This window comes from Kitasatospora sp. NPDC050543 (genome assembly GCF_044457565.1).
Lineage (GTDB): Bacteria > Actinomycetota > Actinomycetes > Streptomycetales > Streptomycetaceae > Kitasatospora.
On sequence record NZ_JBITGZ010000013.1, the window covers coordinates 1 to 21,267 of the forward strand.

18 protein-coding genes are annotated in these 21,267 nt (G+C 72.4%); 2 read left to right on the forward strand and 16 right to left on the reverse strand.

Annotated features, from left to right (window positions below):
- Positions 1-154: 154 nt before the first annotated feature.
- The 16 genes from ACIBH3_RS17710 to rsmH form a co-directional block, all read right to left on the reverse strand.
- Positions 155-1,474 (reverse strand): DivIVA domain-containing protein, encoded by a 1,320-nt coding sequence (locus ACIBH3_RS17710; protein ID WP_396312896.1) that lies wholly within the window; start codon positions 1,472-1,474, stop codon positions 155-157.
- Between the two features lie 53 nt (positions 1,475-1,527).
- Positions 1,528-1,815, reverse strand: coding sequence for a YggT family protein (locus ACIBH3_RS17715; protein ID WP_396312897.1), 288 nt, complete (start codon positions 1,813-1,815; stop codon positions 1,528-1,530).
- Between the two features lie 92 nt (positions 1,816-1,907).
- A complete protein-coding gene (locus ACIBH3_RS17720; RefSeq protein WP_396312898.1) occupies positions 1,908-2,507 on the reverse strand; it encodes a cell division protein SepF in 600 nt (199 codons plus the stop codon).
- 209 nt (positions 2,508-2,716) lie between these two features.
- Complete coding sequence (locus ACIBH3_RS17725; protein ID WP_396312899.1) at positions 2,717-3,505, reverse strand: YggS family pyridoxal phosphate-dependent enzyme; 789 nt, start codon at positions 3,503-3,505, stop codon at positions 2,717-2,719.
- Positions 3,505-4,233, reverse strand: coding sequence for a peptidoglycan editing factor PgeF (gene pgeF, locus ACIBH3_RS17730; protein ID WP_396313058.1), 729 nt, complete (start codon positions 4,231-4,233; stop codon positions 3,505-3,507). The genes ACIBH3_RS17725 and pgeF overlap by 1 nt, the downstream gene beginning before the upstream one ends.
- The gene (gene ftsZ / locus ACIBH3_RS17735) at positions 4,233-5,444 is read right to left on the reverse strand and encodes a cell division protein FtsZ (protein WP_396312900.1); all 1,212 of its coding nucleotides are present in this window, start codon (positions 5,442-5,444) and stop codon (positions 4,233-4,235) included. The genes pgeF and ftsZ overlap by 1 nt, the downstream gene beginning before the upstream one ends.
- 367 nt (positions 5,445-5,811) lie before the next feature.
- Positions 5,812-6,582 (reverse strand): cell division protein FtsQ/DivIB, encoded by a 771-nt coding sequence (locus ACIBH3_RS17740; protein ID WP_396312901.1) that lies wholly within the window; start codon positions 6,580-6,582, stop codon positions 5,812-5,814.
- Positions 6,575-7,681, reverse strand: a complete 1,107-nt coding sequence (murG, locus tag ACIBH3_RS17745; RefSeq protein ID WP_396312902.1) for an undecaprenyldiphospho-muramoylpentapeptide beta-N-acetylglucosaminyltransferase — start codon at positions 7,679-7,681, stop codon at positions 6,575-6,577. The genes ACIBH3_RS17740 and murG overlap by 8 nt, the downstream gene beginning before the upstream one ends.
- Positions 7,682-7,687: 6 nt before the next feature.
- Positions 7,688-9,061, reverse strand: a complete 1,374-nt coding sequence (gene ftsW, locus ACIBH3_RS17750; RefSeq protein ID WP_396312903.1) for a putative lipid II flippase FtsW — start codon at positions 9,059-9,061, stop codon at positions 7,688-7,690.
- A gap of 176 nt (positions 9,062-9,237) precedes the next feature.
- Positions 9,238-10,701, reverse strand: coding sequence for a UDP-N-acetylmuramoyl-L-alanine--D-glutamate ligase (gene murD, locus ACIBH3_RS17755; protein ID WP_396312904.1), 1,464 nt, complete (start codon positions 10,699-10,701; stop codon positions 9,238-9,240).
- Positions 10,698-11,759 carry a phospho-N-acetylmuramoyl-pentapeptide-transferase gene (gene mraY / locus ACIBH3_RS17760; protein ID WP_396312905.1) on the reverse strand — a complete coding sequence of 354 codons (1,062 nt, stop codon included), beginning with the start codon at positions 11,757-11,759 and terminating at the stop codon, positions 10,698-10,700. The genes murD and mraY overlap by 4 nt, the downstream gene beginning before the upstream one ends.
- Entirely contained in the window at positions 11,756-13,177 is a 1,422-nt protein-coding gene (murF, locus tag ACIBH3_RS17765) for a UDP-N-acetylmuramoyl-tripeptide--D-alanyl-D-alanine ligase (protein ID WP_396312906.1), read from the reverse strand. Before murF ends, mraY begins: the two co-directional genes overlap by 4 nt.
- On the reverse strand, positions 13,174-14,862 hold the full coding sequence (locus tag ACIBH3_RS17770; RefSeq protein ID WP_396313059.1) for a UDP-N-acetylmuramoyl-L-alanyl-D-glutamate--2,6-diaminopimelate ligase: 1,689 nt from the start codon (positions 14,860-14,862) through the stop codon (positions 13,174-13,176). Before ACIBH3_RS17770 ends, murF begins: the two co-directional genes overlap by 4 nt.
- Before the next feature lie 30 nt (positions 14,863-14,892).
- Positions 14,893-16,983 carry a peptidoglycan D,D-transpeptidase FtsI family protein gene (locus ACIBH3_RS17775; RefSeq protein ID WP_396312907.1) on the reverse strand — a complete coding sequence of 697 codons (2,091 nt, stop codon included), beginning with the start codon at positions 16,981-16,983 and terminating at the stop codon, positions 14,893-14,895.
- 142 nt (positions 16,984-17,125) lie between these two features.
- On the reverse strand, positions 17,126-17,707 hold the full coding sequence (locus tag ACIBH3_RS17780) for a cell division protein FtsL (protein WP_396312908.1): 582 nt from the start codon (positions 17,705-17,707) through the stop codon (positions 17,126-17,128).
- A gap of 51 nt (positions 17,708-17,758) precedes the next feature.
- The gene (gene rsmH / locus ACIBH3_RS17785) at positions 17,759-18,733 is read right to left on the reverse strand and encodes a 16S rRNA (cytosine(1402)-N(4))-methyltransferase RsmH (RefSeq protein ID WP_396312909.1); all 975 of its coding nucleotides are present in this window, start codon (positions 18,731-18,733) and stop codon (positions 17,759-17,761) included.
- A gap of 588 nt (positions 18,734-19,321) precedes the next feature.
- Between rsmH and ACIBH3_RS17790 the strand changes: the two genes are divergently transcribed.
- The gene (locus ACIBH3_RS17790; protein ID WP_396312910.1) at positions 19,322-19,897 is read left to right on the forward strand and encodes a beta-class carbonic anhydrase; all 576 of its coding nucleotides are present in this window, start codon (positions 19,322-19,324) and stop codon (positions 19,895-19,897) included.
- A gap of 328 nt (positions 19,898-20,225) precedes the next feature.
- Positions 20,226-21,266 carry an AAA family ATPase gene (locus ACIBH3_RS17795; RefSeq protein ID WP_396312911.1) on the forward strand — a complete coding sequence of 347 codons (1,041 nt, stop codon included), beginning with the start codon at positions 20,226-20,228 and terminating at the stop codon, positions 21,264-21,266.
- The last annotated feature ends 1 nt before the right edge of the window (position 21,267 follow it).

Below are 21,267 nucleotides of genomic sequence, written 5' to 3' on the forward strand. Positions count from 1 at the left end.
GCAGTCGGACAATCATGCAGCCCCCGGAGCGACCACCCCGGGAGCCGCCCCCGGCGCCACCCACCCTCCCGAGAGCCCACAGACAACAGCAACCCACACAAAAGCGCCCCCTCCGCGACATTCCGTCGCAAAGGGGGCGCCCGAAGAACAACCGCTAGTTGTCCCCATCCTCATCGATCAGGAACCCACGCATCGGCGCGGGAGCCTGCTGCATCGGCTGCGGCGGCTGCGGCCGCACCGCGGCCATCGGCTGGGTCATCCCAGCCGGAGCCATCTGCGGTGCACCCGATCCACCCGAGGCCTGGCCGCCGAAGGATGGCTGGCCGCTGCCGCCACCGAACGAGCTCTGCCCGCCGAAGGACTGCCCGCCGCCGAACGACTGCTGACCGCCGCCGAAGCTCGGCTGGCCGCCGCTCATCGACGAGGCAGCCGGGGTCATCGACGACGCGGCCGGCGGCAGCGAAGCGGTGGCCGGGATGCGCGGCGGAGCGAGCGAGTCGTCCGCCTGCGACTCCAGCTGGCGCAGCTGCGTCTCCAGGTACGACTTCAGACGCGTGCGGTACTCACGCTCGAACGCCCGCAGGTCCTCGACCTTGCGCTCCAGCGTGGCCCGCGCGGACTCCAGCGAGCCCATCGCGACGCGATGCTTCTCCTGCGCGTCCCGCTCCAGGGCGTCGGCCTTGGCACGGGCGTCGCGCTCCAGACCCTCGGCCCGGCTGCGCGCCTCGCCGACGATCTTGTTGGCCTCCGAGCGGGCCTCCGAGATGGCCTGGTCCGCGGTCTGCTGCGCCAGCGCGAGCACGCGGGCCGCGCTGTCGCCGCCGCCCTGCTGCTGCATGGGGGCGCCGCCGAGCGGGCCGCCCATCTGCTGCTGCTGGCCCATCGGGCCGCCCATCGGCTGGAGCTGCTGGCCGCCCATCGGCTGGCCCATCTGCTGGCCGGGGACCTGCTGGCCCATCGGGCCGCCCATCGGCTGGAGCATCTGACCGCCCATCGGCTGCACCAGCTGCTGCTGGCCGCCCATGGTCTGGTTCATCTGCTGCTGGCCCATCGGGCCGCCCTGGCCGGCCGGGAGCTGCGGGGCACCGGAGGGCAGGCCGAGGGGCTGCTGCCCCATCTGCTGCTGGCCCATCTGCTGCTGCGGGCCACCCATCTGCTGCTGCTGCTGGCCCATCGGGCCGCCCTGACCGGGCCCCTGCTGGCCGGGGACCGGCGGACCGGATATGGCAGCGGGGACGGGAGCACCGGAGCGCGAGTCCTGCTGCGGCTCCTTGCGCATGTTGGCCTGGTTCTGCGCGGCGGCACGGGTCGCGGCGGCCAGCTTGGCGCGCAGGTCCTCGTTCTCGCGCAGCAGCTTGGTCAGCTCGGCTTCGACCTCGTCGAGGAAGGCATCGACCTCGTCCTCGTCATAGCCTTCGCGCAGGCGGACGGTCGTGAACTGCTTGTTCCGAACGTCCTCGGGGGTCAATGGCATCTCTTCACCTCAACGTGATCGTCGGCACACCGGCATCCTGTCGCATCGCTCACCTACGACAGGCGCTGCACGAGCGAGATCAGGACATACACAATGATCATCAGTACGAAGAAGGACAGGTCGAGCGCCACGCCCCCGAGACGCAACGGCGGGATGAACCGCCGAAGAAGCTTGAGCGGCGGATCCGTGACAGTGTACGTGGCCTCCAGGACCAGGACCATGGCCTTGCCCGGCCGCCACGAACGCGCGAACTGGAAGACCCAGTCCATGACCAGCCGGAAGAGCAGGAAGACCAGGAAGACGGTCAGTGCATAACCGAGCACCGCCCACACGATCCCCATCGCGCTCCCTCTCCCTGGCCGCACTCGGCTTGTCGCAAAACGCTGTCGCTAACTCACTGTTGATCAGACCCACACATACAGTCGTGGCCGGGTCAGCTCTGGTTGAAGAACCCACCCTCGGCGATACGAGCCTTGTCCTCCGCCGTGACATCGACGTTAGCAGGCGACAGCAGGAACACTTTCTGCGTCACGCGCTCGATACTGCCGTGGAGACCGAAGACGAGTCCAGCGGCGAAGTCTACGAGCCGCTTCGCGTCGGTGTCGTCCATCTCGGTCAAATTCATGATCACGGGGGTGCCGCCGCGGAACTGTTCCCCGATGGTACGGGCCTCGTTGTAGGTCCGCGGGTGCAGCGTGGTGATGCGGTAGGGCTCTCGTTCGTTCACGACCTTGGGCATGATCACCGGGGCGCTCTTCTCCAGGTTGTGGCGGCGTTCGGGTGTGATGGACGACACTGGTGCCATCCTCGGGCTCTCCTGGCGGATCGGAACCGCGGCCGGCACCGGCTGGGGTGCGATCTGCGCCACCGAGGCGGGCGCGGGGGCGGGTCGCGGGATGTCCTCCGTCCGCCCGGTGCGCATCGGCTCGGGGTCCGCGTCGTAGTCGTCGTCGGGGTCGTACCCCTGGCCGTCGTACGTCTCGTCCTCCACGAGGCCGAGGTAGACCGCCATCTTGCGCATTGCGCCGGCCATGCTCCTGTCTCCTCCGCTCTGTGGTGGATCGGCTCCGTCACCGGCGGCCTTCGCCTGCGGATTCCGCGTACACCCACGATCCGTCAGGCCGATGGCCCGGCAAACCTGGTGGTGTCCGCGGAGCTGCGATCCACGGTTCGCTAGCGCTCAGGAAAGCTGCTAGGTTCTGTCCTATTTTGTCCTGCAGTCTGATCTACTACCCGGTGACGTTACCCGAGGGGTGACCGCACTCCGAGTACCGCCGTTCCGACGCGCACATGTGTCGCTCCGGCGGCCACGGCCTGCTCCAGGTCGCCGCTCATTCCCGCGGAAACCATCGTGGCAGCAGGATGGCTCGCCCGTACGGCGGTTGCGATTTCCGCCAGCCGCTCGAAGGCCCGGGCCGGATCACCGGCCAGCGGTCCGGCCAGCGGAGCGACGGTCATCACACCGTCCAGCCGCAGGCCGGGCGTGTCGGCGATGGCGTCGGCGAGCGCCCGGACCTCCGAGGGCGCCACACCTGCCCGGCCCTCGCCCTCCCCGGCCTCCTTGTCCAGTGCGACCTGGACCAGGCAGCCCAGCTCGGGCCGCCCGGCCTTGAGCACCGCCGCCGACAACGACTCGGCCAGCCGCACCCGGTCCACCGAGTGCACGTGGTTGGCGTACCGGACCACCGAACGGACCTTGTTGGTCTGCAGCTGGCCGACGAAGTGCCAGTCAAGAGGAAGGTTTCGGCACAGTTCCGCCTTGGGGGCGGCATCCTGGTCCCGGTTCTCGGCCACGTCCCGCACGCCGAGCGCGGCCAGCAGCGCGGAGTCCTCGGCCGGGTAGGTCTTGGTGACGACGATCAGGGTGACGTCCCGGCGCGGGCGCCCGGCGGCCTCGCAGGCCGCGACGATCCTGCGCTCGACCACTTCGAGGTTGGCGCCCAGTTCCTCGTAGCGGGTCCGCTGCCCCTGCGTCAGGGCGGCGAGGAAGTCGTGTCCGCCCGGGAACGGTCCGTAGATGTCATTCGTCATCAAGATTCAGAGCCCAACCAGACGTAACTCGCAAGCCGGCCGGTGCGCTGCTCGCGGCGATAGGAGAAGTGATCAGCCGATTCAATGGTGCAGACAGATGATCGCACCAACTCGGTGACTCCCGCAGCGGCCAACTGTGCTTCCACTCCCCCCGGCACATCCAGCGCCGGCGTCCCCCAGGACGTCTGCGCGTACGCGGCGGGTACCACGGCCGCCACCTCCTCGCGCAGCGCCGGCGGCACCTCGTAGCAGCGCCCGCAGACGGCCGGCCCGATGGCCGCGGTGATCCGCTCCGGCCGGGCGCCGAGGTCCTCCATCGCCCGCAGCACCGCCGGTACCACTCCCGCCGCCAGGCCCGGCCGGCCCGCGTGGGCCGCGCCGACCACCCCCGCCACGCGGTCCGCCAGCAGCACGGGGGTGCAGTCGGCGGTCAGGACCGCCAGCGCCAGCGGGCGGTCGGTCACCACCGCGTCGACCACCGGCGCCGAGCCCTCGGGCTGGCGCCGCGTCACCACCGCCACGTCCGCGCCGTGCACCTGGTTCATCCAGACCACGTCCGCCGGGTCCAGCCCCATCGCGTCCGCCGCGATCCGCCGGTTCTCCCGGACGGCCCGCGGGTCGTCCCCCACCGCGCCGCCGAGGTTCAGCTCCCCGTACGGCGAAGTGCTCACCCCGCCCCACCGGTCGGTGAAGGCGAAGTGAGCACCGTTGCGTACCGAGTGATCCATCACTTCAAGAAGTCGGGCACGTCGAGCTCCTCGGCGGGGCTCTCCACGAACGGCTGCCGGGCCGGCTGCACCTGCGGCGGCACCGAGGCGCCCGTCGTGGTCGCCGGGGCCTCCGAGGGGCGCGAGGAGCCCTCGCCCTCCGAGCGGGCCGTCACCGAGCCGATGCTGCCGTACGAGGGGCGGGTGGCCGGGCGCTCCGCCGGGGTGGCGGGCGCGCTGGCTGGGGACGCCTTGACCACCGGGTCGCGGACGATCGCCGGCGGCTGCCCGCCGTCGAAACCCGCCGCGATGACGGTGACCCGGACCTCGTCGCCGAGCGCGTCGTCGATGACCGCGCCGAAGATGATGTTGGCCTCGGGGTGCGCCGCCTCGCTGACCAGCTGGGCGGACTCGTTGATCTCGAACAGGCCGAGGTCCGAGCCACCGGAGATGGAGAGCAGCACGCCGCGCGCGCCGTCGATGGAGGCCTCCAGCAGCGGCGAGGAGATGGCCATCACGGCCGCCGCCTTGGCGCGGTCCTCGCCCCGGGCGGAGCCGATGCCCATCAGGGCCGAACCGGCGTCCGACATGACCGACTTGACGTCGGCGAAGTCGAGGTTGATCAGACCGGGGGTGGTGATCAGGTCGGTGATGCCCTGAACACCGGACAGCAGCACCTGGTCGGCCGAGCGGAACGCGTCAAGCACGCTCACCTGGCGGTCCGAGATGGACAGCAGCCGGTCATTGGGGATGACGATGAGGGTGTCGACCTCTTCGCGCAGGCCGGCGATGCCGTCCTCGGCCTGGTTGGCGCGACGGCGGCCCTCGAAGGTGAAGGGGCGGGTGACCACGCCGATGGTGAGCGCGCCCAGCGAACGGGCGATGTTGGCCACCACGGGCGCGCCGCCGGTGCCGGTGCCGCCGCCCTCGCCGGCGGTCACGAAGACCATGTCGGCCCCCTTGAGGACCTCCTCGATCTCCTCGCGGTGGTCCTCGGCGGCCTTGCGGCCGACCTCGGGGTTGGCGCCGGCGCCGAGGCCCCGGGTGAGTTCACGGCCAACATCGAGCTTGACGTCGGCGTCGCTCATCAGGAGGGCCTGCGCATCGGTGTTGATCGCGATGAACTCGACGCCCTTGAGACCGACCTCGATCATCCGGTTGATGGCGTTGACACCACCGCCGCCGATGCCGACGACCTTGATGACTGCGAGGTAGTTCTGCGGTGCTGCCACGTCGAAGGCCTCTCGCCTCGAATTTCCGGGTCGGCCCGGCGCTCGGGTGCTGCGCCGTCCCGACGGATGTCGATGGGTGGGGAGCCTGGTTCCTGACTGAATGTCCGAAATGCCGACCGCCGACCCGAACCCTAAACTTGACCTTTAGGGTTACTGCTGCGCCCCCGTCACATCACCGTGGGACACAGCCTGGTGACACAGGACACTAGGTCGCGACGGGCCCGTGTTTCAACGAACACGCCGAGCTTCCCTCTTTTCTTTTGAGCCTATGTGATCATCAACCGGCTGATGAAACCGGGGTGACCACCAAGAGTCAGGCCGACGCTCCGAGCGCGTCAACCCTCCCCCAGGCACAGAACCTACCCGATCACCCGGACACCGCAGGCGCGTCCGGTGCACTGACGTCGTAGACCGCCGCCTTCTGGTGCAGCAGCGCGGTCAGTACGACGGCCTTGCGCCCGGTCCGTTCCGGGCTCCCCCAGTGCACCGTTCCCCCACCGCTCAGCTGGAGTTGGATGTCGTCGTACGAGTGCACCAGCACCGCCCCGGCCCGCTTGGCGACCTCCGCCGGCAGGCTCGCGGCCACCGCGACCGCGCCGTCCACCAGCTGCTGGCGGGTGATCACCTCGGCGGAATCCTTCGCCTGCTGACTGAGTTGCAGCTCCACCACAGGCACCCCCGCGGGGGCGCTCGCCTCGGTGGCGAAGCTCACGCCGGCTCCATCCACCTGGGTGAACCTGCCGTCCTCCCCCTTGACGGCGGCGACCGCGCTGCGCTGCGTCACCTGCACCCGCAGGGTGTGCGGCCAGCCCCGCCACACCTCGGCCCTGGCGACCCGGGGGATCGCCTCGACCCGCCGCTCGACCTCGTCGAGATCCACCCGGGCCAGCGGGCCGTCGGCGAGCGAGCCCACCGCCTGGCGCACCTGCTCGGCGGTGAGCCGGTCCTCGCTCGCGCCCTGGACGGCGACGCTGCGCACGTCCAGCACCGAGGAGAGGAACACCAGCCAGGCCAGCGCGCCCAGCACGATGGCGCCGAGCGCGCCGAGCACCGCGATCCCGCGCCGGGAGAGACGCAGCCGGGGAGCGAACTCCTCGGCCTCGTCCTCCTCGAAGCGGCCCGCGGCGCCCTCAGCCACGGCGGCGACCACCTCGCGCCGCCTCGATGGCCTCGTACACCATGCCGACCAGCAGGTCGTCGGCGTCCCGGCGGCCGAACTCGGCGGCGGCCCGGCTCATGTCCCACAGGCGCTGCGGGTCGGTCAGGACGGGCAGCACGTTGCTGAGCACCCAGTCCGGGGTGAGGTCGGCGTCGTCCACCAGCAGGCCGCCGCCCGCCTTCACCATCGGCTGGGCGTTCAGCCGCTGCTCGCCGTTGCCGATCGGCAGCGGGACGAACGCGGCGGGCAGCCCGACGGCAGCGAGCTCGGCGACCGTCATGGCACCGGCCCGGCAGAGCATCAGGTCGGCGGCGGCGTACGCGAGGTCCATCCGGTCCACGTACGGCACCGGTCGGTACGGCGGCATCCCGGGGATGTCGTCGACCTGCGGCAGCTCGTTCTTCGGGCCGACCGCGTGCAGGATCTGCACGCCGTACTGCTGAAGACGCGGCGCGATGGTCTGGATGGTCTCGTTCAGGCGGCGGGCGCCCTGCGAGCCGCCGGAGACCAGCAGGGTGGGCAGCCGCTGGTCGAGACCGAAGTACTGGCGGGCCTCGGGGCGGGCCGCGTTGCGGTCCAGGGTGGCGATGGTCCGGCGCAGCGGGATGCCGATGTAGCGCGAGTCCCGCAGCTTGCTGTCGGGCGTGGAGACGGCGACGAAGTCGCTGTACCGGGCGCCGATCTTGTTGGCCAGCCCGGGCCTGGCGTTGGCCTCGTGCACCACGATCGGCACCCCGGCCCGCTTGGCGGCCAGGTAGGCGGGCATGGCGACGTAGCCGCCGAAGCCGACCACGGCGTCCGCCTTGACCCGCTCGATGATCTCCTGGGCGGCCCGGACGGTCCCGCGCAGCCGGCCTGGGACGGTGATCAGCTCGGGGGTGGGCTTGCGGGGCAGCGGCACGGCCGGGATGAGCTCCAGCTGGTAGCCGCGCTCGGGCACCAGCCGGGTCTCCAGGCCGCGTTCGGTGCCCAGCGCGGTGATCCCGATGGACGGGTCGTGTCTGCGGAGGGCGTCCGCGAGGGCGAGGGCCGGCTCGATGTGACCGGCGGTCCCCCCGCCGGCGAGTACGACATGCACCGAAATTCACCGCTCCCTGCGTGCCGGCCGGGGGGCCGGGCGCGCTGTGGTTCGTCGTCGTGGCAGCACCCGGGCCAGTCGTGTCCTGAACCGGGAGTTCTTGCTCCGGGCGGCCAGCGCCGCCTTCGCCCCCGGTGTACTGCGCGCGAAGCTCAGCAGCACACCGATGGCGCACATGGCCGACAGCATGGCGGAACCGCCGTAGGAGAACAGCGGGAGCGGGACGCCCGCGATGGGCAGCAGTCCCAGCGCCGACCCCAGGTTGACCATGGCCTGCGCCATGATCCAGGTGGTGGCGGCTCCCGCGGCGTACCTGACGAAGGGGTCCTTCGTGCTGATGGCCACACGGATACCCGCGTAGCCTAGTGCCGCGAAGAGGCCGAGCACCGACAGCGTCCCCACCAGTCCGAGTTCCTCGCCCGTGGCGGCGAAGATGAAGTCGGTGTGCGCCTCGGGCAGCTGGCCCCATTTCTCGATGCCGGCGCCGAGGCCGGAGCCGAAGCCGCCGCCGAGCGCGAACGAGTACACCCCGTGCAGCGCCTGGAAGCAGTTGCCGGCCGGGTCGAGCTTGGTCACCCCGATGCAGGAGAGCCGTTCGGCCCGGTGCGGCACGGTGACGACCAGGGCGGTGCAGGCGACCACCGCGACCCCGAGGGTGGCCACGAACAGCCGCATGGGGGCGCCGACCATCCAGAGCAGGCCGAAGAGCATCGCGACCAGGATCATCGAGGTGCCCATGTCACCGCCGAGCATGATCAGCATCAACAGCAGCAGCGCGCCCGGGACGAGCGGGACGAGCAGGTGTTTCCACTGGTCGAGGGTGCCGGTCTTCTGCTTGCGGGCGAGCAGGTCGGCGCCCCAGAGCAGCAGGGCCAGCTTGGCGAACTCGGAGGGCTGGACCTGGAAGAAGCCGAAGTTCAGCCAGTTCCGGTTGCCGTTGATCTCCATGCCGATGCCCGGGACGGCCACCAGGACGAGGGCGCCGATCACCGCGATCAGCAGCGGGTAGACGATCACCCTCAGCACCGCGATCGGCAGCCAGGCCAGGGTCACCAGCAGCGCGGCGCCCAGCAGGGCGGCCACCAGCTGCTTGCGGAAGTAGAACTGCGGCGACCGGTGCTGGCCCATCGCGAGGATCTGAGAGGACGAGAAGACCATCACCAGGCCGAGCACCACCAGCAGCAGCACCGCGCCGAGGATCAGGTAGTACGGGGTCAGCGGGCGGTCCAGGGTGTACCGCGCCCGGGCCCGGAAGGCCCGCAGCCGGGTGACCGGGCCGGCCGACTTGAAGGTCGTGGTGGTCGCCGAGATCAGCTTCAGCGGGGAGGCCGCGCCGCGCTCCGGCGCGGCGGTACCCGTCTTGCCCTGACCACCCGCCACCGCACGCTCCCCGTCTCCAGTCCCGACTCGATCTCCAGGCCCGGCCCGCCACCGGCGCACCCGGGCCCCGCCGCCGGCGGACGGGCCCTCCCGCCCGGGCCGGGCGGGAGGACGGGCGGCCGGTCGTGGCGGCCGGTCGTGGCGGCCGGTGTGGCCCGGGCCACCGACCGCCGCCGCTACCGGCCCGCCAGGTCCCGCACGGCGGCGGCGAAGAGGTCGCCCCGCTCGCCGTAGTTGGTGAACATGTCCATCGAGGCGCAGGCCGGGGCCAGCAGGACGGTGTCACCCGATTGGGCGAGTGCCGCGGCCGCGCCGACCACCGCGGTCATCGCCTCGGCGCCAGTCTGGCCCTCGGCCGCGTCGATCACCGGGACATCCGGCGCGTGTCGCGCCAGCGCCTCGCGGATCAGGGCGCGGTCCTCGCCGATCAGCACGGCCGCCCGCAGCCGGGGCGCCGCGCCCTGGACGAGCTCGTCGAAGGTCGCGCCCTTGGCCAGGCCGCCGGCGATCCACACGACGGGCCGGTAGGCCGCCAGCGACGCCGCCGCCGCGTGGGTGTTGGTGGCCTTGGAGTCGTCGATGTACGTGACGCCCTCGACCACGGCCACCTCGGCGATCCGGTGGGCGTCCGGGCGGAAGGCCCGCAGGCCCTCCCGGACGGCCTTGGGCTCGACGCCGTAGGCCCGGGCCAGCGCGGCCGCCGCGAGGGCGTTGGCGATGTTGTGGGGAGCCGGCGGGTTGACGTCCTCGACGGAGCCGAGCTCGGCGGCGTTCTTGGCCCGATCCGGTACGAAGGCGCGGTCCACCAGCAGGCCGTCGACCACCCCGAACTGGGACAGACCCGGCGCGCCCAGGGTGAAGCCGATCGCGCGGCAGCCCTCCTCGACGTCGGCCTCGCGGACCAGCGCCTCGGTGGCCGGGTCGGCCAGGTTGTAGACGCAGGCGACCTTGTTGCCCTCGTAGATCCGGCCCTTGTCGGCGGCGTAGGCCTCCATCGAGCCGTGCCAGTCCAGGTGGTCCGGCGCGAGGTTCAGGACGACGGCGGAGTGCGGGCGGAGCGAGGGCGCCCAGTGCAGCTGGTAGCTGGAGAGCTCGACGGCGAGGACGTCGTAGGGCTCCTCGGCGAGGACGGCGTCCAGCACGGAGACACCCACGTTGCCGACGGCGGCGGTGCGCCGGCCGGCGGCGGTGAGGATGGAGGCGAGCATCTGGACGGTGGTCGTCTTGCCGTTGGTGCCGGTGACGGCCAGCCAGGGGGCGGGCTCGCCGGTGGCGGCCAGCGGCCTGCGCAGGCGCCAGGCGAGCTCGACGTCGCCCCAGACCTCGATACCGGCCTCGGCCGCGGCGGTGAACAGCGGGCTGCTCGGCGGCCAGCCGGGGGAGGTGACGATCAGGGCGGTGCCCTCGGGGAGGGTGTCGCCGTCGCCGAGGCGGACGGTGACGCCCCGGGCCGTCAGCTCCGCGGCGCGGGCCCGCAGGCCCTCGCCCTCCCCGCCGTCGACGACGGTGACCTCGGCGCCGAGGTCACGCAGGACGCGGGCGGCGCTGATGCCCGAGACGCCGAGGCCGGCGACCGTGATCCGCAGGCCGGCCCACGGGATGTCCGCCGCCTGCGGATCGTTCGCCAGGGGCGCTGTCATCCGGTCACCCATCCCGCGTAGAAGAGGCCGAGGCCGACCGCCACGCACAGGCCCTGGATGATCCAGAAGCGGACCACGATCAGGACCTCGCTCCAGCCCTTGAGCTCGAAGTGGTGCTGTAGGGGGGCCATCTTGAAGACGCGCTTGCCGGTCATCCGGAAGGAACCGACCTGGATGATCACCGAGAGGGTGATGATCACGAAGAGGCCGCCGAGCAGGGCGAGCAGCAGCTCGGTGCGCGAGCAGATCGCCAGGCCGGCGAGGGCGCCGCCGAGGGCGAGCGAGCCGGTGTCACCCATGAAGATCTTGGCGGGCGAGGTGTTCCACCACAGGAAGCCGAAGCAGGAGCCCATCAGGGCGGCGGCGACCACGGCCAGGTCCAGCGGATCTCGTACGTCGTAGCACGGGCTGGTGGCGGAGTAGTAGTAGGCGCAGCTCTGCCCGTACTCCCACACACCGATGAAGGTGTAGGCGCCGAAGACCATCACCGAGGCGCCGGTGGCAAGGCCGTCCAGACCGTCCGTCAGGTTCACGCCGTTGGACATCGCCGCGATCATGAAGTACGCGAAGATGACGAACAGCACCGGGCCGATCGACCAGCCGAAGTCCCGTACGAAGGACAGCTTCTGCGACGCCGGGGTGAGCCCGCGACTGTCGCTGAACTGCAGCGCGAGGATCGCGAAGGCGAGGCCGACGAAGGACTGGCCGAACAGCTTCGCCTTGGCCCGCAGACCCAGCGAACGGCGCTTGACGACCTTGATGTAGTCGTCCAGGAAGCCGACCAGGCCCAGGCCCACCGTCAGGAACAGCACCAGCAGCCCGGAGGCGGTCGGGCTCTCGCCCGTTATCGCCTTGGTCGCGAAGTAGGCGATCAGGGTCGCCAGGATGAACGCGATGCCGCCCATGGTGGGGGTGCCGCGCTTGCTGTGGTGCGCCTTGGGTCCGTCGTCACGGATGTACTGGCCGTAGCCGTGCTTGGCCAGCAGCTTGATCAGGGCCGGGGTGCCGAGCAGTGACAGCACCAGGCCGATCATGCCCGCGAAGAGAATCTGCTTCACAGAGCAGCACCGCCGGAGGCCGGCGCCACGTCCGAGAGCAGCGCCTCGGCCACCTTCTCCAGCCCCACCGAACGGGAAGCCTTCACCAGGACCACATCCCCCGGCCGCAGCTGATCACGCAGCAGTTCGACCGCCGCGTCCGCGTCGGACACCAGCACCGACTCCTCACCCCACGAACCTTCGTTCCTCGCGCCCAGTTCCATACAGGCCGCCTCGCGTCCGCCGACCGCCACCAGCTTGGTGACGTCCAGCCGGACCACGAGCCGCCCGATGGCGTCGTGCTCGGCGAAGCTCTCCTCGCCGAGCTCCCGCATCTCGCCGAGCACCGCCCAGGTACGGCGGCGCCCCGGACCCCGGCCCCCCATCGACACGAGCGCCCGCAGCGCGGCCCGCATCGAGTCGGGATTCGCGTTGTAAGCGTCATTGACGACGGTGACACCGTCGGCCCGGTCGACGACCTCCATGCGCCAGCGGGACAGCGCGCCCGCCTCGCCCAGGGCGGCGGCGGTGTCGTCGACGGACAGCCCGAGCTCCATCGCCACCGCGGCGGCGGCGAGGGCGTTCGAGACGTGGTGCTCACCGTACAGGCGCAGCCGGACGGCTGCGGAACCGGCCGGGGTGGTCAACGTGAACGATGGCCGTCCGGTGGAGTCGAGGCGAACATCCTGTGCCCGCACCTCGGCGTCCCTGGCCTCCCCGAAGAGCACCACCCGGGCCTTGGTGCGGGCGGACATCGCGCGCACCAGCGGGTCGTCGGCGTTGAGGATCGCGACGCCGTCGGCGGGCAGCGCCTCCACCAGTTCGCCCTTGGCCTCGGCGATCGCCTCCTTGGAGCCGAACTCGCCGACGTGCGCGGTGCCGACGTTCAGCACCAGGCCGATCCTCGGCGGGGTGATCGCGGTCAGGTACTGGATGTCGCCCTTGTGCCGGGCGCCCATCTCCAGCACCAGGTGACGGGTGGTCGGCTCGACCCGCAGCGCCGTCATCGGGTGCCCGATCTCGTTGTTGAGCGAGCCGGGCGGGAAGACCGTTTCGCCACGGCGCTGGAGCAGCTGGGCGATCAGGTCCTTGGTGCTGGTCTTGCCGGCCGAGCCGGTCAGCGCGACCACCGCCGTGTCCTCGGCCCGGCCGACCACGGCGCGGGCGAGCTTGCCGAGCGCGTCGACGACGTCGTCCACCAGCACGGCGGGCACACCGACCGGGCGGGCGGCGAGCACCGCGACGGCGCCGGCCGCGACCGCGCGCTCGGCGTAGTCGTGGCCGTCCACGTGCTCGCCGGCGAAGGCGGCGAACAGGCCGCCGGGGCGGACCTTGCGGGAGTCGACCTCGACCGGGCCGGTCACCAGGGTCTGCGGGTCGGCGCCGTCCAGGGTGCCGCCGACGGCTTCGGCCACCTCGGCGAGGGTCAGTGCGATCACGGCTGCTCTACTCCTCGGGTGCCCCGCACGGCGGAGTGGTGCGAGATGGCCTCCCGCAGCACCTCCCGGTCGTCGAAGGGGCGGATCTCGTCTCGTACGTACTGGCCCAGCTCGTGGCCCTTGCCGGCCACCAGGACGGTGTCGCCGGCCTGGGCGCGGGCCACCGCCGCGGCGATGGCCTCGGCCCGGTCGGGAACGACCAGGACGTCGCCGCGCTCGGCCTCGGGCACCTCGGCGGCGCCGTTCAGCATGCTGGCGAGGATCGCCAGCGGGTCCTCGCTCCGCGGGTTGTCGCTGGTCAGCAGGGCCGTGTCGGCCAGGCGCGCGGCGATGGCACCCATCGGGCCGCGCTTGTGCGGATCGCGGTCGCCGCCGCAGCCGACCACCACGTGCAGCCGGCCCTTGGTGACCTGGCGCAGCGACTCCAGCACGGCCTTGAGCGCGTCCGGCTTGTGCGCGTAGTCGACCACGGCGACGTACGGCTGCCCGGCGTCCACCCGCTCCAGCCGGCCCGGCACGCCGGCGACGGCGGCCACCCCGGCCACCGCCCGCTCCAGCGGCAGACCGGCGGTGACCAGCGCGGTGATCGCGGCGAGCGCGTTGGCGACGTTGAACGGCCCGGGCAGCGGCACCGAGGCGTCGGCCGCGGCGCCGTCGGGCCCGGCCACCCGGAAGGTCGAGCCGATCGGCCCGAGCTGCACGTCCAGCGCCCGCCAGTCGGCCTCGGGAGCGCCGGTGGCGGAGAAGGTGGTCACCGGGATCTTCGCCTCGGCGGCGAGCCTGCGCCCGTACTGGTCGTCCAGGTTGACCACGCCGAGCCGCGACTTGCCGGGCTGGAACAGCCGGGCCTTGGCCTGGAAGTAGTCCTCCATGTCAGGGTGGAAGTCCAGGTGCTCCGGCGTGAGGTTGTTGAACAGCGCGACGTCGTACGCCACCCCGTCGACCCGGCCGAAGACCAGCGCGTGGCTGGAGACCTCCATGGTCACCGCGTCCGCGCCGCGCTCGCGCATCACCGCGAGGATGGCGTGCAGGTCGGTGGCCTCGGGGGTGGTGCGCTCGCTCTTGATCCGCTCGTCGCCGACCCGCATCTCGACGGTGCCGATCACCCCGGGCGCCCGGCCGGCGCCCAGCAGGCCGCCCTCGACCAGGTACGAGGTGGTGGTCTTGCCGTTGGTGCCGGTGATCCCGATGGTCAGCAGCTGCTCGGAGGGGCGGCCGTAGACCGCGGCGGCCAGCTCCCCCATCCGGGCCCGCGGCCGGTCGACCACCAGCAGCGGCACGCCGGCCCCGGCGGCCAGCTCGGCCCCGGCCCGGTCGGTCAGCAGCGCGACGGCGCCGGAGGCGACCGCCTGGGCGGCGAAGGCGGCGCCGTGGTGGTTGGCGCCGGGGAAGGCGACGTAGACGTCGCCCGGGCGCACCGCGCGGGAGTCGTGGGTGATGCCGGTGACCGCGGCGCCCTCGACGGGATCCAGGCCCAGCAGTCGGGCCACCTCGGCGAGCGGCAGGGCGGCCGCCCGGTCGGGGCGGGGCGGGCTCACGGTGATTTGATCGGGTTTCGGCACGGCGGGCAGGCTATCGGCCGAAGGGTGCCCAGGGCCAAACCGGCCCGCTCTCGCGCCCTGCGCCCGGCCCGCGGCCGCGCCGGACGCCCCCGGCGCCCCCGGCGGGGGTGTGAGCGGGTTCACATCGCGGGCGGGCTCGCTGTTCATGGTGGATCACGGCTTCCATTCGACGGGCAGGTTGGGCGCCTCGCTCCCGCTCGGCGGGACCTTGAGGGTCTTCAGGCTGAACTCCATCACCTGCTTGAACACCGGCCCGCAGAGCTGGCCGCCGAAGTAGCCGTTGACCGGGTGCTGGATGACGCAGGAGACGGTGAGCCGGGGCTGGTCGGCGGGCGCGAAGCCGATGAAGGAGGCGGTGTAGCCCTCGTACCCCTTGCCGTTCGCTGCCGCCCGATTGGCCGTACCGGTCTTGCCGGCGACCCGGTAGCCGGGGATGGCCGCCTTGCCACCGGTGCCCTGCTCGTCCGTGACGACGGACTCCAGCATGTCCGTGAGGGTCCTGGCGGTCTGCTCGCTGACCACCCGGCTCTGTGCCCCGGGCTCGGCCGGGGTGTACCGGCCGTCCGGCGCGGTGGTTCCCTGGACGACGCTCGGGGCGACCCGGACGCCGCCGTTGGCGATGGTGGAGTACACCGAGGTCGCCTGCAGGGCGTTCACGGTCAGCGGGCCCTGCCCGAACATGATCGTGTACTTGTCCGTGGCCACCAGATCCTCCGGCTTGGTCAGCTTGCCCGAGCTCTCACCGGGGAAGTTCAGGCCGGTGGGCTGGGCGATGCCGAACTTGCGCAGGTAGCCGTCCAGCACCCGGCTGGTCTCCGGCTGGTCCGCACCGAGCGTCTCGGCGGCCTCGATGGTGCCGATGTTGGAGGACTTGGCGAGCACCCCGGCCAGCGTCAGGTACCAGGTGCCGTGCTCGACGTCGTCGGAGAAGGCCTGACCGGCCCGGGGCAGCTGGCCCGGCACGGTGACGTGGGTGTCCCAGGTGGCCTTGCCGGTGTCCAGCACCGCGGCCAGCGTCATCAGCTTGGCCGTGCTGCCCGGCTCGTACGCGTCCTGAAGTGCGGGATTGCCGAGCTGGTCGGGCTTGGCCGAGCGCAGGTCGTTGGGGTTGAAGCCGGGCGAGGTGGCCATCGCCAGCACCTGGCCCGTCTTCACGTCCTGAACGATGACGTAGCCCTTCTGCGCCCCGGCGTTGGAGACCTGATCGGTGATGGCGCGCTGGGCCGCCCACTGGATGTCCCGGTTGATGGTCAGCCGCAGGTCGGTGCCGGGCACGGCGGCGTCGGTCGATCCGCCGGCGGTGGGCACCAGCCGGCCACCGGCCTGCGCGTAGTTGCTGTGGCCGTCCTTGCCGGCGAGCTGCGCCTGGTACTGCTGCTCCAGGCCGCCGGCCCCGACGCCCTCGGCGTTGACGAAGCCGACCAGGTTGGAGGCCAGGCCGTCGGCCGGGTAGACCCGGCGCTGGGTGTCGTGGTTGAACACGCCGGCCAGCGGGTTGGCACACTCGCTGTCCACCCGGGTGCGCCCGCCCTGGTCGGCGGGCTTGAGCAGGAGCCGCTTCTGCGCCTGGCACAGCTTGCTGCCCGCCTGCTTCTCCAGGGCGGTCTTGAGCTCGCTGATCTGGTTCTTCACGTCCGGGGTCTGCTTGGCGGCGAGGCGCGCGTAGCGGGCCTTGGGCGTGTGCAGCAGGGCGGCCAGCTGCTCCTTGGCCACCCCGAGGATCGGCGCCAGCAGCGCCGCCGCCTGCTCCGGGGCGTCCGGTACGCCCGTGGCCTGCTGGGTGAACATCTGCGGGTCGGCGGTGATGTCGTAGGCGTCGACGGTGGTGGCCAGTGCCACGCCGTCGGAGGACGTTATCGAGCCGCGCTCGGCGCTCAGCGGGATCACCTGGTAGCGGTTGACGTTGGCGTCGGCCGCCAGCGCGTCGGAGTCCAGCAGCTGGAGCTGGACGAGCCGGGCCGCGAACACCGAGAACACCAGCGAGAGCGCGACCGTCACGAACCGCAGCCGCCGGCGCGGGTCGGCCAGCTTGATGCTCTTCGGCTGCGAGCGGGCTGGCGGACGCGGGCGGGGGCGGGCCTTGGCCGCCGGCGGACGCTCGGCGGGCCGGCGCTGCTGGGGGGCGGGGGCCTGGGCCCGGGGCCTGGGCCGCTCGGCGCCCTTACGGGCCGGCTGGCGGGGCGCCGCCCCGCGCGCCGGTTTGCGCTCGCCCGGCCCCCGGGACGGCTGGCGGGGCGTACTCATCGGCCCGCACCCCCGCCCGTCGCCTCGGCCCGTGAAGCACCGCCACCCCCGCCGAGCAACCCGTTCACCGAGCCGCACCCCCTCTCGCGACCGCCGTCGCTCCCGTCAATGCTGTCGGGGGCACCCGCCCCCGGCCGTCCGCTCATCGCACCGCACCGCCCGCCGAGGACGCCGACGCCCCCTGGCCCACCGGGGCGATCTGGACGGCGGCGTCCCCCGTCGGCGCGGACGCGCCCGGCGCGGGGGCCGCGCCGGGGGTCGCGGAGGGCTGGGCACTGGGCCGGGGCTGCTGCCACGGCTCGGCGCCGGAGCGCTTGACCGGCGGGCTGTCCTGGGCCGTCCCCGGCTTGCCGAGGACCTTGCCGTCGTCCTGCAGGAACGCCAGCCCTCCGGCCGGCACCATGCCCAGCTCGCGGGCCCGCCGCTCCAGGGCGTCGGGTGCGGCGCCCTGGTCGATCTGGCGCTGAAGGGTCTGCTGCTGGTCCGTCAGCTCGGTGGTCTGCCGCTGGAGCCGGGACAGCTCGAAGGAGCCCTCGTTGAGGGCGGTGTTGAGTGCCAGCAGGCCGAGCAGTCCGGCCCCGAGCAGCACCACCACCAGGACGGTGAAGGGTGTGCGCCCCCGCGCGGCGGCCGCGCCCGGCCGTACCGTGATCCGTGCTCTGCCGCCCTGCCCGGGCAGCAGCCTGCCGCTCCCCTGGCGGGCCCCACCGCCGGCCACTGGCACCACGCTCTCCTCGCCCGCGTATCGATATGTCCGCGTCAGCCACCGGCCCGGTCAGCGCCGGGTCTTCCGGTCCCTGATCCTCTCCGCCACCCGCAGTCGCACGGGCGCGGCGCGCCGGTTCTCCTCGATCTCCGCCTCGGTGGCCAGCTCGGCCCCGCGGGTGATGAGCTTCAGCCAGGGCTGGTGCTCCTCGGGGATGACCGGCAGCCCGGGCGGCGCGGTGTTGGTGGCGCCGGCCGCGAAGTACTGCTTGACCAGGCGGTCCTCCAGCGACTGATAGGACATCACCACGATCCGTCCGCCGAGGGCGAGCGCGTCCAGTGCCCCGGGGATGGCCCGGTCCAGCACCTCCAGCTCACCGTTGACCTCGATCCTCAGCGCCTGGAAGGTCCGCTTGGCCGGGTTGCCGCCGGTGCGCCGGGTGGCGGCCGGGATGGCGTTGCGGACCAACTCCACCAGACGCGCGCTGTTGCTGAACGGTTCCTTCTCGCGCTCGCGGACGATCACCGAGGCGATCTTCCCGGCGAACCGCTCCTCGCCGTAGACCTTGAGGATGCGGGCGAGCTGACCGTGACTGTAGGTGTTGAGGACCTCGGCGGCGCTCAGCCCGCGGGTCTGGTCCATCCGCATGTCCAGCGGCGCGTCCTGGGCGTACGCGAAGCCGCGCTCGGCCTCGTCCAGTTGCATGGACGAGACGCCGAGGTCGAACAGGACGCCCTGGACCTCGGGGATCTCCAGGCGCTCCAGCACCTCGGGGATCTCGTCGTAGACGGCGTGCACCAGCGTGGCCCGCTCGCCGAACCGGGCCAGCCGCTCGCCGGAGAGCTCGAGGGCGGCGGGGTCGCGGTCGACGGCGACCAGCCGGACCTCGGGGAACTGGGTGAGCAGCGCCTCGCTGTGTCCGCCGAGGCCGAGTGTCGCGTCCACCACCACCGCACCGGGCCGCGCGATGGCCGGGGCCAGCGCGTCCACGCACCGCTGGAGCATCACCGGGACGTGCTTGGGTGCCGGATCGTTGGTGCTCATGCGCTGTGGCGCCCTTCCTCGGTGCGAAGCCGCCCGTACTCGGGGAGCTGCGACCATTTTGGCCCACTCTGCGCCGGGGACACCGCGTGGGGCCGGTACGCCGGCCCCGGAGGGTCCGTACGCCGCCCGTGGTCCCCGCCCGCTCACCTGGGGGAAGGCGTGACCGCCCGGCACCGGGGAAGGTGCGCCAGGAGGCCACGGAGCGGGTGGAGGCCGCAGGCTGCGTACGGCACGCCGCCGCCCGCGCGACCGGATCGAAGGGCCCGGTTGACGCTGCGTGGTCGGTGTGCTCCACTGCGCCGCAACTCTATCGCGGCCGGATGGCCAGTCAACGGTCCGCTCCGGCGCACCACCCGGGCGGCGGTACGGGTTCCCGCAGGTCGCAGCGGTGGAGCGGGCGGCGCGGCGGCGTCCACCAGGCGGACACCGCGGGCGCGCACCGACCCGGGCCCGCGCCGGACAAACCGGGTCAGACCACCGTGCAGTACCTGTCCGGGCCGCCCAGGCCGGTATGCACTCGATCACAGCGGGGCCTTCGGTACGCCCCTCCCTCACCACGACGGCCCGAATCGCACTAACGTCGTCGATATGACAGTGACCCCCGACCGGCCCACGCCGACCGCCGCTGCCGCACCTGCCCCGCCCGCCTCCGCCCGCCCCGCACCCCGGGACGAGCCCGGCATCATCGACCGCCTGCTCGCCGCCAACCGTGAGTACGCCGTCGACTTCCGCGACGGCGGCATGGACGCCCGCCCCGTCCAGAAGGTCACCGTGGTGGCCTGCATGGACGCCCGCCTCGACCTGTTCGCCGCCCTCGGCCTGGAGCTCGGTGACGCCCACGTCATCCGCAACGCGGGCGGCGTGGTCACCGACGACACCATCCGCTCCCTGACCATCAGCCAGCGCGCCCTGGGCACCCGATCCATCGCCCTGATCCATCACACCGGCTGCGGCCTGCTCGGGCTGACCGAGGACTTCCGCCGCGAGCTGGAACTGGAGGTCGGCCAGCGCCCGCAGTGGGCGGTGGAGTCCTTCGTCGACCTGGACGGCGACGTGCGCCAGTCCATGCAGCGGGTACGCACCTCGCCCTTCCTGCTGCACACCGACGACGTCCGGGGCTTCGTGTTCGACGTCCACACCGGCCTGCTGCGCGAGATCCACTGACGCGAGGGCCGTCACGCAGCACCGGGGCCCGGCCGACGACGTCCGGGCCCTTGTCCGTGCTCCGCCGCCGCACGGCGGCAACGGCACGCGGTGGTGCTGCGGGGACGAACCGGGCAATGCGCGCGTCTTGCCCCGCCGGGTGACTTCTGCCCGTGCGACAGGGAAGAATGCGCCATGCAGGCCTGATCCCGCACCACCTGGGACGGCCTGGCCGCGGGCCGGCCCGGAGCCGGTACCGCCGCAACCGCGCCCGGAACGGTCGCGTAATACACGGGGTGGGGGCCGGCCTCGGGTGAGGCCGGGCACAAGCGGGTCAGGGAGCATACGGGTGACGAGCTACAACGATCAGGCCGGTCTCGACGGTCGTGGGGGCGACCGGCAGCCCGAGGCCTTCCGCCGGGTCGGACTGCACGAGCTCAGCGCCGTGGTGGAGCGGGTCCGCGCCAGCGTGGAGAGCGTCATCGAGGGCAAGCCGGAGGCCGTGCGGATCGCCCTGACGGTGATGCTCGCCGAGGGCCACCTGCTGCTGGAGGACGTCCCCGGCGTCGGCAAGACCATGCTGGCCAAGGCACTCGCCAAGTCGGTGGACTGCACGGTGCGCCGGATCCAGTTCACGCCCGACCTGCTGCCCTCCGACGTCACCGGCACCAACATCTTCGACCAGCACCAGCGGGACTTCGAGTTCCGCCCCGGCGCGATCTTCGCGCAGATCGTGGTCGGCGACGAGATCAACCGCGCCTCGCCCAAGACCCAGTCGGCGCTGCTGGAGTCTATGGAGGAGCGGCAGGTCACCATCGACGGCACCAGCTACGAACTGCCGTCCCCGTTCATGGTGGTGGCCACCCAGAACCCGGTGGAGATGGAGGGCACGTACCCGCTCCCCGAGGCGCAGCGCGACCGCTTCATGGCCCGGATCTCGATCGGCTACCCGAGCGCCGAGGCCGAGTTCGCCATGCTCGACGTGCACGGCGGCGCCAACCCGCTGGACGACCTCCAGCCGGTCGCCCACGCCCACGACATCCTCAAGCTGATCGAGCTGGTGCGCACCGTTCACATCGCCGACCCGGTCCGGCGCTACGCCGTCGACCTGGTCGGCGCCACCCGCACCAGCCCCGAGCTGCGCCTGGGCGCCTCGCCCCGGGCCACCCTGCACCTGGTGCGGGCCGCCCGCGCGGCCGCCGCCCTCGACGGGCGCGAGTACGTCACCCCGGACGACATCCAGTCCCTGGCCGTCCCGGTGCTCGCCCACCGCCTGATGCCGACCGCCGAGACCCAGCTCGGCCGCCGCACCGCCGAGCAGATCGTCCGCGACCTGGTCGCCCGGCTGCCACTGCCCCGCCCGCAGGGCCCGGCCGCGCGGAGGGTCTGAG

Excerpts from the sequence above, each read along its gene's own strand:
- ACIBH3_RS17710 (WP_396312896.1), bottom strand. The coding sequence starts at position 1,474 with ATGCCATTGACCCCCGAGGACGTTCGGAACAAGCAGTTCACGACCGTC.
- ACIBH3_RS17715 (WP_396312897.1), bottom strand. The coding sequence starts at position 1,815 with ATGGGGATCGTGTGGGCGGTGCTCGGTTATGCACTGACCGTCTTCCTG.
- ACIBH3_RS17720 (WP_396312898.1), bottom strand. The coding sequence starts at position 2,507 with ATGGCCGGCGCAATGCGCAAGATGGCGGTCTACCTCGGCCTCGTGGAG.
- ACIBH3_RS17725 (WP_396312899.1), bottom strand. The coding sequence starts at position 3,505 with ATGACGAATGACATCTACGGACCGTTCCCGGGCGGACACGACTTCCTC.
- pgeF (WP_396313058.1), bottom strand. The coding sequence starts at position 4,233 with ATGGATCACTCGGTACGCAACGGTGCTCACTTCGCCTTCACCGACCGG.
- murD (WP_396312904.1), bottom strand. The coding sequence starts at position 10,701 with ATGACAGCGCCCCTGGCGAACGATCCGCAGGCGGCGGACATCCCGTGG.
- ACIBH3_RS17775 (WP_396312907.1), bottom strand. The coding sequence starts at position 16,983 with ATGAGTACGCCCCGCCAGCCGTCCCGGGGGCCGGGCGAGCGCAAACCG.
- rsmH (WP_396312909.1), bottom strand. The coding sequence starts at position 18,733 with ATGAGCACCAACGATCCGGCACCCAAGCACGTCCCGGTGATGCTCCAG.
- ACIBH3_RS17790 (WP_396312910.1), top strand. The coding sequence starts at position 19,322 with ATGACAGTGACCCCCGACCGGCCCACGCCGACCGCCGCTGCCGCACCT.